The organism is Paracoccus sp. Z118 (genome assembly GCF_019061185.1).
In the GTDB taxonomy this organism is placed as follows: Bacteria; Pseudomonadota; Alphaproteobacteria; order Rhodobacterales; family Rhodobacteraceae; genus Paracoccus.
The window spans coordinates 17,298-29,454 of sequence record NZ_JAHQZU010000009.1 but is presented as its reverse complement, the minus strand read 5'-3'; the positions used below and the strand labels follow the sequence as shown (position 1 = coordinate 29,454).

12 protein-coding genes are annotated in these 12,157 nt (G+C 68.3%); all 12 read right to left on the bottom strand.

Annotated elements, in window-relative coordinates:
- Nucleotides 1–118 precede the first annotated feature (118 nt).
- On the bottom strand, nucleotides 119–880 hold the full coding sequence (locus tag KTN05_RS09450; RefSeq protein WP_254368100.1) for a nitroreductase: 762 nt from the start codon (nucleotides 878–880) through the stop codon (nucleotides 119–121).
- Complete coding sequence (locus KTN05_RS09445; RefSeq protein ID WP_217329152.1) at nucleotides 877–1,350, bottom strand: MaoC family dehydratase N-terminal domain-containing protein; 474 nt, start codon at nucleotides 1,348–1,350, stop codon at nucleotides 877–879. The genes KTN05_RS09450 and KTN05_RS09445 overlap by 4 nt, the downstream gene beginning before the upstream one ends.
- Entirely contained in the window at nucleotides 1,347–2,690 is a 1,344-nt protein-coding gene (locus KTN05_RS09440) for an MFS transporter (protein WP_217329151.1), read from the bottom strand. Before KTN05_RS09440 ends, KTN05_RS09445 begins: the two co-directional genes overlap by 4 nt.
- A gap of 61 nt (nucleotides 2,691–2,751) precedes the next feature.
- Entirely contained in the window at nucleotides 2,752–3,891 is a 1,140-nt protein-coding gene (gene dctP, locus KTN05_RS09435; protein ID WP_217329150.1) for a TRAP transporter substrate-binding protein DctP, read from the bottom strand.
- Between the two features lie 40 nt (nucleotides 3,892–3,931).
- Nucleotides 3,932–5,215, bottom strand: coding sequence for a TRAP transporter large permease (locus tag KTN05_RS09430; protein ID WP_217329149.1), 1,284 nt, complete (start codon nucleotides 5,213–5,215; stop codon nucleotides 3,932–3,934).
- A complete protein-coding gene (locus tag KTN05_RS09425; RefSeq protein WP_217329148.1) occupies nucleotides 5,212–5,796 on the bottom strand; it encodes a TRAP transporter small permease in 585 nt (194 codons plus the stop codon). The genes KTN05_RS09430 and KTN05_RS09425 overlap by 4 nt, the downstream gene beginning before the upstream one ends.
- Before the next feature lie 33 nt (nucleotides 5,797–5,829).
- Nucleotides 5,830–6,687 (bottom strand): CoA ester lyase, encoded by an 858-nt coding sequence (locus KTN05_RS09420; protein ID WP_217329147.1) that lies wholly within the window; start codon nucleotides 6,685–6,687, stop codon nucleotides 5,830–5,832.
- Nucleotides 6,687–7,142 carry a MaoC family dehydratase gene (locus tag KTN05_RS09415; protein WP_217329146.1) on the bottom strand — a complete coding sequence of 152 codons (456 nt, stop codon included), beginning with the start codon at nucleotides 7,140–7,142 and terminating at the stop codon, nucleotides 6,687–6,689. The genes KTN05_RS09420 and KTN05_RS09415 overlap by 1 nt, the downstream gene beginning before the upstream one ends.
- 14 nt (nucleotides 7,143–7,156) lie before the next feature.
- On the bottom strand, nucleotides 7,157–8,320 hold the full coding sequence (locus KTN05_RS09410; protein WP_217329145.1) for a CaiB/BaiF CoA-transferase family protein: 1,164 nt from the start codon (nucleotides 8,318–8,320) through the stop codon (nucleotides 7,157–7,159).
- Complete coding sequence (locus KTN05_RS09405; RefSeq protein ID WP_217329144.1) at nucleotides 8,313–9,587, bottom strand: acetyl-CoA hydrolase/transferase family protein; 1,275 nt, start codon at nucleotides 9,585–9,587, stop codon at nucleotides 8,313–8,315. Before KTN05_RS09405 ends, KTN05_RS09410 begins: the two co-directional genes overlap by 8 nt.
- 32 nt (nucleotides 9,588–9,619) lie before the next feature.
- On the bottom strand, nucleotides 9,620–10,786 hold the full coding sequence (locus tag KTN05_RS09400; RefSeq protein WP_217329143.1) for an acyl-CoA dehydrogenase family protein: 1,167 nt from the start codon (nucleotides 10,784–10,786) through the stop codon (nucleotides 9,620–9,622).
- A 13-nt stretch (nucleotides 10,787–10,799) separates the two neighbouring features.
- Nucleotides 10,800–12,020, bottom strand: a complete 1,221-nt coding sequence (locus KTN05_RS09395) for a CaiB/BaiF CoA-transferase family protein (protein ID WP_217329142.1) — start codon at nucleotides 12,018–12,020, stop codon at nucleotides 10,800–10,802.
- Between the last annotated feature and the right edge of the window lie 137 nt (nucleotides 12,021–12,157).

Genomic DNA, 12,157 nt, shown 5'->3' with positions numbered 1-12,157 from the left:
CCACTCTCACAACGCGGTCCCATCGCCCGCGCCCCGCTGAGCCCAGCCTCGAAGCAGGCTTTCCGGCCGCGCTGGTGGCGCAGATGGCGACGCGCCGCCGTGTCATCGCCGATTTCGATCATCCGTTCATCGCCATGTCGGCCGCGGAGCCAGCGACCTGATCGACCCTCTCGCGGCCCGCATCGCCCGCCTGCGGCAAGGTCTCGACGAAGCGCGTGAAGGAGGCGACCGTCTCACGCTCGGTCGCAAAGCCGTTCTCCGGCGCGGCCCTGTCGGCGTGACCCAGCGCCATGCCGACGATGACCTGCCGCCCCTCGGGGATGTCCAGCAGCCGCGCGACCGTCGGGGCGTAGTGGGCGAAAGCCGCCTGCGGGCAGGTGTCAAGGCCGAACGTCCGCGCGGCGATCATGATATTCTGCAGGAACATGCCGAGATCGAGCCAGCTGCCGATCTCCATGTCGCGGTCCATCGTGAAGATCATGCCCACCGGCGCATCGAAGAACGCGTAGTTGCGGGCGTGCTGCCGGGCGGTGGCCTCGTGGTCGCCCCTGCCGATCCCCAGCGCGCCGTAGAGATCCCATCCCACCTTGCGCCGCCGGGCCAGATAGGGCTCGCGCCAGTGCCGCGGATAATAGGCATACTCCTTCTCGCCGGGCGCCCCGGCGAGCGCGTGGGCGGTCAGGTGGTCGGTGAACTGCTTCAATGCGGTGCCGGTCAGCACCACCGCCTGCCACGGCTGGATATTGCTGCCCGACGGGGCGCGGGCCCCCGCGGCAAGGATGCGCTCCACCGTTGCGCGCTCGACCGGCGTCGGCAGGAAGGCCCGGATCGAGCGGCGCCCGGTGATCGCGTCCAGCACGGTTTCGGTGGCCCCCCTCATGCCGCGCCATCCGCCCCGGCGCTGCCGGCCATCAGGCGAAGCGGCGTGTAGGTGATGACGGTCTCTCCCCGCTGGTTGACGACGCTGTTCCTCGTCCGCACCAGCCCGCGGTTGTTCTTCCTGGCGGGGCGCACCTCGGTCACCTCGATCTCGACATGGATCGTGTCGCCCTGCATCACCGGGCCCTCGACGTTCAGCTCCATATGCAGGAAGGCCAGCCCCGTGCCCTGCCCCGTGGCATTCAGGACCATGCCTTCGGCGATGGCATAGACGAGGGCCGCGGGCGCAGGTCTGCCGCCGATCGCCGAATGGGCGGCGCGATATTCCGCATCCAGGAACAGCGCCTCCAGCATCCCGACGGAGGACACGAAGTTCACGATATCGGTTTCGGTGATGGTGCGCCCGAAGGTGCGGAAGCGGTCGCCGACCGTCAGTTCGTCCCAGTGAAAGCCTTCGCCGAGCAGCTTCATGAGTCATTCTCCCTTTGCGGAAGCGGCGCCGGAGGCCAGGGCAGAGGCGCCGGGTTCCTGAGCCGCGATGAATACCAGAACGGCGACACCGCGCCCACGACGCTCGCCGCCGAGAACAGGAAGGCGGCGCGGTAGTCGCCCGTCAGATCGTGCAGGAACCCGGTGATCCACGCCCCGAGCGCCGAGCCGAACGACATCGTCATGAAGATCACGCCGAAGATCGCACCCACCTGCCCGCGCGCGAAGATGCGGGTGGACAGGGTGGAGATGACCGGCCCGCGCGCGCCCTGGCTGACGCCGAAGGCGAGGACATAGACCAGCACCAGCCAACCGGCCGGCACGAAGGAAAAGCTCAGCAGGGCGAGGATGCCGATGAGCGTCGCCGTGAAGGACAGCGTGACCGTGTAGCGAAAGCCCTTGCGGGCCGCGAGCCAGCCGGAGCCGAGCACGCCCACGATAGACAGCATGCCCGAGGCCCCGAAGGCGAACGCGGCCTCGATGGCGGGATATCCCTCGTCCACGAGGAAGCTGATGGTCTGCACGACGACGCTGTAGGTGGAGCAGGCAGTGAAGAAGAAGCACTGGACCAGCAGCCAGAATTCGGGCGTGCGGGCCGCCGTTCCGATGCTCCAGCCCCGCGCCCCCGCCCCTGTCGGGGCAGCGGATGAGCCCGCCGCCGCCTGATCCGGCACGCGGCGCGCCGCCATCAGCGCCGGGTTGCCGCGGGCGATCCGCTCCCACGGAAGCAGCATGAGGACCGGCAGGAGGCTCAGCAGCAGGATCGACAGCGTGCGATAGGCGGACCGCCAGCCGTCGCCGTCGATCAGCCCCTGCGTCAGCGGCACGATGACGAGAATGCCCGAGCCGAAGCCCGCATAGGCGAAGGCCACCGCAACGCTCAGCTTGCGGTCGAACCAGCGCCCGATCAGGGCCGCCGCCGGCACGATGCCCAGACACGCCGCGGCGATGCCGCCGAACACGCCGTGAAACAGGTAGATCTGCCACAGCGCGTTCGCCATCGACGCGGCGCCCATGCCGCAGGCAAGCACGACGAGGCCGAGCGCGTAGGTCCAGCGCGGCCCCCAACGATCGACCAACGTGCCGGAGAGGGGCGAGGCCAGCCCCGCGACGATCAGATAGGCCGAATAGACGCCGGTCAGGGTCGAGCGGCTCCACGCGAACTCGGCCTCGAGCGGCAGGATGAACACCATGAAGGTGTCCACCACGCCCCGCACGACGAAGTTGAACAGGAAGCCCGTAGCCACGACGATACCCGCCATGATCGCGATCGAACGCCCGGTAGGCGCTTCCAGAGGGGGCTTGTCTGTCAAGGACGTCATGTTCGCCGCTGTGGGAAATGGCCGCCCGGCGCAAGGCCGGGCAGCTGGTCAGGCCGGTGCCTTACTGGCCGGCCGCAGTCTCGGTGGCGGGCTCGGCGGCGGGCTCGGCCGCAGTCTCGGCGGCAGTCTCGGCGGCGGGCGCGTCTGCCGGCGCTTCTGCGACCGCAGCCTCGCCCCCGGTTTCGGCGGCCAGCGCCTCGCGGAAGGCGGTCAGGACTTCGGTGCCCGCCAGCCCGCGCGCGTCCAGATCGGCGGCCCATTGCTCGCCGATCCCGGCGAGGTCGGCCTCGATCTTCGCCTTGTCGGCATCCGGCAGCGAGACGAAGGTCACGCCGGCGTCCGCCATCTCCTGCTTGTCCTGAAGGTCCATTTCCTCGCCGATGGCGCAGGCGGAAACGATCACCTCCTCTGCCGCGTCGGTCATCGCCTTCTGGACCTCGGGCGAGAGCTGCTGCCAGCGGTCCTCGCTGATGACGTAGCTGGCCACGAACGAGCCGAAGTTCATGTCCTGCGTGCCCCATTTCAGCTCGGGCTCCAGCCCGTAGGGCAGGACGCTGGAATGGGGGAACAGCACGCCGTCGATGGTGCCGCGCGACAGCGCCTCGCGCGTTTCCGGCGCGGGGATCGAGATCGGGGTGGCGCCCAGCAGCTCGACCGCAATCTCCTTGGTGCCGCCGGTGGTGCGCAGCTTCAGCCCGCGGAAACTGTCGCCGCCGGTGATCTCCTTCCGCGCGGTCATGACCTGATAGGGCGACAGCACCATGACGAACAGCATCCGCACATCCTGCGGCGCAAGCTCGGCCTGGTCGAGAACCCCGCCCGGCTTGGCGATGGTCCAGTAGGCGTTGGTCCCCTGGCAGGACTGGGTGAACGCCTCGGGCAGTTCGCCCACCGCCGCCAGCGGCAGCTTGTCGGCGAGATAGGACACGCCCGCATAGCCGATGTCGATGACGCCGGTCTGGGCCAGCGACATCAGGTCCTTGGATTTGCCCATCTGCTCGGCGGGATAATACTCGAATTCGATCTCGCCGTTCGTCAGTTCGGTGACCCGGTCCATCCAGACCTTGGTCATGTTCTCGGCGATGTAGTGCCCGACCGGAAAGCTGTCGGCGAGGCGCAGCGTCTCGGCCGAGGCGGTGCCGGACGCCAGCGCCGCCACGCTGCACAGGGCGGCTGCGGTGAAGGAAGCGTTCAGTTTCATTTCGATCTCTCCCAGTTTTCGTTCTTGGTTTGCGGTTTCGTCACATCGTCGAGGGCAGCCACAGGATCAGCGCCGGGAAGGCCAGCATCAGGGCGATGACGATCAGATGCGCCCAGACGTGGGGCATGACGCCCCGGAACAGCTCGCCCAGCGGCCTTCGGGTGTAGCGGGCGACGACGAAGACGTTCATGCCCATCGGCGGCGTCACCATCCCGACCTCGGCGGTGATGACCACGATGACGCCGAACCACACCGGATCGTAGCCAAGCTGCATGACGACCGGCAACATCACGGGAACGGTCAGGATCAGGATCGCGATCTGGTCCATGAAGAAGCCGAGGATGATGTAGCCGAACAGGATGATGATCATGATGAGGGTCGGCGACAGCTCCAGCGCGCCGACCCACATGCTCAGATCGTTGGTCACGCGCGACAGCGTCAGGAAATAGCCGAAGACATGCGCGCCGAGGATGATGAACAGGATCATGCAGCTCGTCTGCGCGGTCGAGCGCAGGGCGTGCCAGAAGCCGCGCAGGGTCAGCTTGCGCTCCCACAGCGCGATCAGCATGGCGACGAAGGCGCCGAGGCCCGCGGCTTCCGTGGGCGTCGCGAACCCCGAATAGATCGAGCCGCTGACCGCGATGAGCAGGATCAGCATGGGGCCCACCGTCCTCAGCGAGGCGAACTTCTCGCGCATCGTGTAGGCCCGTCCGGCGGGTGCTGAGTCGCGGTCGATCCGCACGATGAAGGCGACCGTCAGGATGATCGCCAGCGTCACGATCAGCCCCGGAATGACGCCGCCGATCAGCAGATCGCCGATCGCCACGTCGGCAATGATGCCGTAAAGGATCAGCGCGATCGACGGCGGGATCAGCATCGCCAGCGTGCCCGAGATGGCCACCACCCCGCCGGCCAGCTTTGGGTCATACCCCTCGCGCAGCATCGCGGGCATGGAGGTCGAGGCGAGCGTCGCCGCCGCCGCCGTCGATGAGCCCGAGATCGCGCCGAACCCCGCGCCCGCCAACGCCGTCGCCATGGCAAGGCCCCCGCGCAGGCGCCCGACCCAGATGCTGGCCGAGCGGAACAGGTCGTTCGCGACGCCCGAGATGATGACGAACTCGGCCATCAGGATGAACATCGGAATGGTGATGATCTCATAGCTGTTGGCCGTGGACAGCGGCGAGGTGCGCAGGATGCCGGTCAGGAACTGCATCCCGCCGAGCATGTAGAGGCCGACAGCGCCGGATACCGCCATCGACAGTGCGACCGGCAGCCCCACCACGAGGAAGAAGGCCAGGATCAGAAGGACGATCGTGACGGTCATACGCCATGCTCCGATTCATGGGGTGCCGTGATGGGCGGGGGCGGCAGGTCGGCCAGCTCCTGCCCGGTCACGAACGACGCGGCGTGGGTGAGCGTGCGCAGGGCGGTCCGCATGGTGACGAGCGCCGCGCCGACGACGACCATGAAATACGACGGCCAGGTCGGCCAGGGCACGGTGGCGCTGATCAGGTTGTTCGCGTTCCATGCGGCGGAGGTCCGGTGCCACGCCTGCCAGGCGATCATCGCAAGAAGCAGCGCCGACAACCCGTAGCCGACCGCCAGCGAGATATGCACGAGCCGCCGCGGAAGCTTCGGCGCGAAGATGTCGATGGCGATATGGCCGTGATGGTGCAGCGTGTCGGACAGCGCGAAGAAGAACACGCAGACCATCAGATAGGTGCCGATGAGATCGTAGCTCCAGCCCAGCGGGCGCTGGAATGCGTAGCGCATGGTGACGTCGGCGACGACCACCACCATGATCACCGCCAGCGACACACCGGACAGGAACACCAGCGCGGTTTCCGCGCGGGCGAGGATCGCCGAGAGCCCGGTGTCGTTCTTTGCTTCCGTGGGTCCTAACATGCGTTTCGGGCCTCCCTCCCGTTCCTGCTGTCGTCAGCGCCGGAGCGCGGCGAGGATCTTCTGCGCCGCGCGTTCATGCGGCTTGTCGATCATCCGCCCGTCGATGGTCACGACGCCGGCCTCGGGATCGTCGCGAAAGGCCGCGGCGACCCGCTGCGCCCATGCCGCCTCGGCCTCTGTCGGCGTGAAGGCGCGGTTGACGATCTCGACATGGGTCGGATGGATGACGGCCTTGGCCCCGAAGCCGTCGCGCCGGGCCGCCCGCGCTTCCGCCTCGACATGCTCCAGATCCTTGATGCGGGTGCTGACGGTGTCGATCGCGACGATCCCCGCCGCCGCCGCCCCCATCAGGCAGAGATTGCGCGCCAGCATGAAAGGGCTGGTGAACGCGCCGTCCACGTTGTTCTCGGTCGCGCCGAGCGAGGCGGCCAGATCCTCTCCGCCCCACATGATGCCCCAGAGGCGCGGGCTGGCGCCCTTGTAGCCGCCAAGGTTCCAGATCGATTCCGCCGTTTCGGTGGCGACGCCGACGATGCGCGTCGCCCCGGTCTCATGACCGGCGGCGGTCTCGAACGCGTCGAGATAGTTCGAAAGCCGCGCGACATCGGCCGCGCTCGCGCATTTCGGCAGGACGATCCCGTCCGGGCGCAGCGGCATCACGGCGGCCAGATCGCCCAGCGTCCGGCCGGTATCGAGCGCATTGACCCGCACGAACAGCGCCTGGGGGCCGCGTTCCGCCGACAGCATGGTCGCGGTGATCTCACGCGCCGCATCCTTCTGGCCCGCGGCGACCGAATCCTCGAGATCGAGGATCAGGGCGTCGGCGGCGCCTTCGCGCGCGCGCTCGAACTTGCGGGCGCTGTCGCCGGGAACAAAGAGGAACGAGCGCATCATCCGTCCTTCCGTTTCCACATCATCGCCGCCCGGCGGCATGTCGCCACCACCTCATCCCGCTGATTGAAGCAGGTATGCTCGAACTCCACGATGCCGACATCGGGGCGCGACTTGCTCTCGCGGGCAGAGATGACGCGCGTCTCGGACCGCAGCGTGTCGCCGTGAAACACGGGCTTGGGGAAGCGCACGTCGCTCATGCCCAGATTGCCGACCGTGGTGCCGAGGGTCGTATCCTGCACCGACATGCCGATCATGATCGCCAGCGTCATCAGCGAGTTGAACAGGCGCTGGCCCCACTCGGTCCCTTCCGAGAAATGCGCATCGATATGCAGGGGCTGCGGATTCATCGTCATCAGGCTGAACATCGTGTTGTCCGCCTCGTTCACCGTGCGGGTCAGCGGATGGCGGAAATGCCGATCCACGGTGAAGTCCTCGAAATACAGACCTGCCATAGCGGTTTCTCTTTCTATCGCTGCGCGCCCAGCGCGCCGGTTTCGATCAGGCTCTCGACGCGCGCGGCCTCGACGCCCCACTCCTTCAGAAGCGCGGCCCCGTCGGCGCCGGGGTGGTCCTCGGGCGGTTCGGGCAGCGGCGGCGGCGTTCTCTCGAAGCGCGGGGCCGGGGCCGGCTGCACGATGCCGCCGACCGAGACATGGGTGCCGCGCGCGGCGTTGTGCGGGTGGCCGGGCGCCTCGCCCAGCGTCAGCACCGGGGCAACGCAAGCCTCCCGCCCCTCGAAGATGGCGCACCATTCGTCGCGAGGCCGCTCGGCAAGGCGCGCGCCGATGAGGCGCCGGGCGTCTGGCCATACGCTTTTGTCGTCCATGTCGGGGAAACCGGCCGGATCGAAGCCGAGACCTTCCAGAAACACGGCGCGGAACCTCGCCTCGATCGGCGCGACCGAGAGATACTTGCCGTCCGCGCAGGGATAGACATCGTAATAGGGCGCGCCGCCGTCGAGGATGTTGGTGCCGCGCGGCCCGTCATGCAACCCGGCGGCGCGCAGCCCCGTCATCGCCGTGCCGAGCAGCGCGACGCCGTCCACCATCGCGGCATCCACCACCTGCCCTTCGCCCGTGCGCTGCGCGTTCACCAGCGCGGCGAGCAGCCCGGCCACCAGCATCAGGCTGCCGCCCGCATAATCCGCGACGAGATTCAGCGGCGGGACCGGCGGCCCGTCCTCGCGCCCGATCATGTCGAGAACGCCGGTGAGCGCGAGGTAGTTGAGGTCGTGCCCGGCGGTCCGGGCGAGCGGCCCGTCCTGCCCCCAGCCGGTGAGCCGGCCATAGACGAGGCGCGGGTTCCTCGCGCGGCAGGGTTCCGGCCCGAGGCCCAGCCGCTCCATCACGCCGGGGCGGAACCCCTCGATCAGCGCATCGGCGTTTTCCACCAGATCGAGGACGCAGGCGACCGCCTCGGGGCGCTTCAGGTCGAGCGCCACCGCCCGGCGGCCGCGCGCGACGAGGTCGAAGCGCGGGGCGCGCGGGATGCCGTTGCCTGACGGCGCGGGGCGGTCGATGCGGATGATTTCGGCCCCCAGATCGGCCAGGATCATGGCCGCGAACGGCGCGGGGCCGATGCCGACCATCTCGACGATGCGGATGCCGCGCAGCGGGCCGCCCTCAGCCATGGCGATGCCTCCCCTCGTCGTGCCAGTAGCGTGCCAGATCCTCGCGGAACTGCGGTGCGGAAATCTCGATCATGCGCCGGGCGCGTTCGGCCAGCGGAACGCCCGCAAGCTCGGCCACGCCCCATTCGGTGACGACCGTGTCGGCGTCGGCCCGCGCCACCGTCACGCTGGCGGCACGCCGGACGATGCGCGAGACGGAACCGGCCCGCGCGGTGGACGGCAGCGCGACGATGGCCCGCCCGCCCGGCGAAACCTGGGCCGCTCGGGTGAAATCCACCTGCCCGCCGGTCCCGCCGACGCGGCGGCCACCGGCATGTTCGGCATTGATCTGGCCGGTGAGATCGACCTCGATCGCCGAATTGATGGCCATGAAGCGAGAGAGCCTTGCGATCGCCGCCGCAGAATGGGTGTGCGCCGTGGGGCGCACCTCGATCGCGGGGTCCTGCCGCACATGGTCCAGCAGCAACGGGCCGCCGATGAGGACACCCGCGACCGAAACCCCGGCGTCGATCTCCTTGGCCGCGTTGGTCAGCGCGCCGGCCCGGACAAGCGCCGCGGCACCATCGCTGAGAACGCCCGAATGCAGGCCGAGATCGCGATGGCCGCGCAGGGCGTCCAGTATCGTGTCCGGCAGGCGGCCGATGCCGATCTGGATCACGGCCCGGTCGGGCACAAGGCCGGCGACATGGGCAGCAATCGCGCGCTCCTCGTCGCCCGCGTCGCCCGGCTTCGGCGCAAGCGGCGCGGCCTCTGCCCTGACGGTCAGGTGCACCGGCAGGTCATCCGGCCAGCGCGTGCCGGGCGTGGGCGGCGTATGCGGGTTGATCTCGGCGATCACCACCCGCGCGCGGCGGGCCGCGTCGATCAGGTGCAGATCGCCCATGCCGAGGAAGACATGGCCGCGCTCGTCCGGCGTCGAAAGCTGGACGAAAACGACATCGCAGGCCAGCCGGCCATCAACGATCCGCGCGACGAACTGCGAATAATGGAGGGGAAGGACCGCAAGGGATGCCTCCGGCAGCCGTGCCGCGGTGCCGATCGCGCCGTAGCTCTCGAAGCGCAGGCCGTTCTCTGCCCCCGGCAGATGGCCCAGCGTTGCCCCAATGACGGCCGTCAGCCCGCTGCGCGCCTGCGCGGCCCCGGCCAGCAGACGCATCAGCGTGGCCGGCTCGCCGGAACCCTGACCGACAAGGATGCGGTCCCCGTCCCGCAGCCAGCGGGGCAGGTCGGCAGAAGCGGCTGTGACCGGCTCCGGCAGTCTCGTCATCGGCAAGCCCCCTCCCAAAGGCCGTCGCGCGGTCAGTAGGACTTCGGCAGTCCGAGGACCCGTTCGGCCAGGTAGGACAGGCAGAGCTGCGGGCTGATCGGCGCGATGCGGGGGATGAAGACCTCGCGCAGATAGCGCTCGACGTGGTATTCCTTGGCATAGCCGAAGCCGCCATGCGCCATGACCGCGGTCTCGCAGGCCTTGAATCCCGCCTCGCCGGCCAGATACTTGGCCGCGTTCGCGGCGGCCCCGCAGGGCAGGCCCCGATCGTATTGCGAGGCGGCGGCCATCACCATCATCCACGCCGCCTCAAGCTCGGCCCAGCATTTGGCCAGCGGGTGCTGGATCGCCTGGTTCTGGCCGATGGGGCGGTTGAAGACGATCCGTTCCTTGGCGTATTTCGTCGCCCGCGCCACGGCGAGCATGCCCAGGCCCACCGCCTCGGCCGCGATCAGCACGCGCTCCGGGTTCATCCCGTGCAGGATGTATTCGAAGCCACGCCCCTCCTCGCCGATCAGATCGGCCTCGGGGATCTCGAACTCGTCGAAGAACAGCTCGTTGGAATCGACGGCCTTGCGGCCCATCTTCTCGATCTCGCGCACGCGGATGCGGTCGCGGTCGAAACGGGTGTAGAACAGGCTAAGGCCGCGCGTCGCCTTCTCGACCTCCTCCAGCGGCGTGGTGCGGGCCAGCAGCAGGATGCGGTCTGCTTCCTGCGCGGTGGAGATCCACACCTTCTGCCCGTTAACGACGTAACGGTCGCCCGTCTTCACCGCCCGCAGCTTCAGCTGCGTCGTGTTCAAGCCCGTGTCCGGCTCGGTGACGGCGAAGCAGGCCTTCTCGCGCCCCTCGGCCATCGGCCGCAGCATCCGCGCCTTCTGCTCGTCGGTGCCGAAGACGGCGACCGGGTTCAGGCCGAAGATGTTGATGTGGACGGCAGAGGCGCCGGTCATCCCCGCGCCGGACTCGGCGATGGTGCGCATCACCAGCGCCGCCTCGGTGATGCCGAGGCCGGAGCCGCCATGCTCCTCGGGCGTGCAGATGCCCAGCCAGCCCTCGCGTGCCAGCGCCGCGTAGAAATCGTGGGGAAACTCGCCGTCCGTGTCGCGGGCCAGCCAGTAATCGTCACCGAAACGCGCGCAGATGGCGGCGACGGCATCGCGGATGGCTTCCTGATCCTGAGTAAGCTCGAAGTTCATTCCGGTTTCCCCTTCAAATCCTTGCCGCGGCCTTGGGCGCTGAATCGTCCGTTGCCCCACAGGCACCCAGAGCGGCGATCTCCTCCTCCGAGAAGCCGGCCTCCCGCAGGATCTCGGCGGCATGTTCGCCCTGACGCGGGGCCAGCCGGTCCGGCACGGCGGGCGTCCGCGACCACCGGGCGGGAACGTCCATCTGGCGGATGGGCCCTTCGCTGGGATGCTCCACCGTCTTGAAGAACTCGGTCGCCACCAGATGCGGGTCGTTCAGGACGCCCTCGAAATCATACATCGGCATGGCGGGGACATCGGCCTTTTCCAGAAGCTCCATCCACTCGGCCGTCGTCCGGGTCAGGAATATCTGGGCAAGCTCGCCATAGACCTCGTTGATGTGCTTCATCCGGGACACGAAGTCCCGGTAGCGGGGATCGGCCTGCGGCATGTCCGGGCGGCCGATGGCGGCGAAGAACCGGCGCCAGTGCCCGTCATTGTAGACCAGCGCGCAGATATGGCCGTCCTTCGTCTGATAGGGGCGGCGATCCGCGGAAAGCTGGCGGGCATAGCCGCCGTGATCCAGCGGCGGCTCGAAGGTCAGGCCGCCCATGTGGTCGCCCAGCACGAAGGACACCATCGTTTCGAACATCGGGACGTCCAGCCGCTGGCCCTGCCCGCTCCTGTTCCGCTCCACCACCGAGGCGAGGATCGCGCTCGTGGCGACCAGCCCGACGACGCGGTCGGCCACGGCCGTGGGGACGTAGCGCGGCTTGCCCTCGTTCACGCGCGAGAACAGGTAGGGAAGCGTGGATGCCCCCTGGATCAGATCGTCATAGGCCGGGCGATCGGCGTAGGGTCCGTCCTGCGCATAGCCGAACATGCCCGCGTAGATGATGCCGGGGTTGACGGCGGCGACATCCTCGTAGGACAGGCCGAGCCTCGCCATCGCCCTGGGCCGCACATTGTAGACGAGGACGTCCGCGCCTTCGCAAAGCCGCAGCAGCGCATCCCGGCATTCGGGCCGCTTCAGGTCCAGCGTGATCGAGCGCTTGGACCGATTGGCGTTGAGGAACAGCGGTCCCATGTCGGGATGGCGTCCGGGGCCGATCTGGCGGACCAGATCACCGTCCGGCGCCTCGATCTTGATCACGTCCGCGCCGAAATCGCCCAGCATCTGGGTCGCATAGGGCCCCATCAGCACGGAAGTCATGTCGATGATGCGCAAGCCCGAAAGGGGGCCCATGGCATTTCCTCCCACCGGAAATCCCGGCTGCATTGTCCACATATAGAGACATCATGTCCCTTGCCATGAACATACTCGACGGACTATGCCTGATGTCAACTACCAGATCGCACACTGACGGAATTCGAGGGCAGCAT

Coding starts and splice junctions, on each gene's coding strand:
- KTN05_RS09450 (WP_254368100.1), bottom strand. CDS start 880: ATGAGGGGGGCCACCGAAACCGTGCTGGACGCGATCACCGGGCGCCGC.
- KTN05_RS09445 (WP_217329152.1), bottom strand. CDS start 1,350: ATGAAGCTGCTCGGCGAAGGCTTTCACTGGGACGAACTGACGGTCGGC.
- KTN05_RS09440 (WP_217329151.1), bottom strand. CDS start 2,690: ATGACGTCCTTGACAGACAAGCCCCCTCTGGAAGCGCCTACCGGGCGT.
- dctP (WP_217329150.1), bottom strand. CDS start 3,891: ATGAAACTGAACGCTTCCTTCACCGCAGCCGCCCTGTGCAGCGTGGCG.
- KTN05_RS09430 (WP_217329149.1), bottom strand. CDS start 5,215: ATGACCGTCACGATCGTCCTTCTGATCCTGGCCTTCTTCCTCGTGGTG.
- KTN05_RS09425 (WP_217329148.1), bottom strand. CDS start 5,796: ATGTTAGGACCCACGGAAGCAAAGAACGACACCGGGCTCTCGGCGATC.
- KTN05_RS09420 (WP_217329147.1), bottom strand. CDS start 6,687: ATGCGCTCGTTCCTCTTTGTTCCCGGCGACAGCGCCCGCAAGTTCGAG.
- KTN05_RS09415 (WP_217329146.1), bottom strand. CDS start 7,142: ATGGCAGGTCTGTATTTCGAGGACTTCACCGTGGATCGGCATTTCCGC.
- KTN05_RS09410 (WP_217329145.1), bottom strand. CDS start 8,320: ATGGCTGAGGGCGGCCCGCTGCGCGGCATCCGCATCGTCGAGATGGTC.
- KTN05_RS09405 (WP_217329144.1), bottom strand. CDS start 9,587: ATGACGAGACTGCCGGAGCCGGTCACAGCCGCTTCTGCCGACCTGCCC.
- KTN05_RS09400 (WP_217329143.1), bottom strand. CDS start 10,786: ATGAACTTCGAGCTTACTCAGGATCAGGAAGCCATCCGCGATGCCGTC.
- KTN05_RS09395 (WP_217329142.1), bottom strand. CDS start 12,020: ATGGGCCCCCTTTCGGGCTTGCGCATCATCGACATGACTTCCGTGCTG.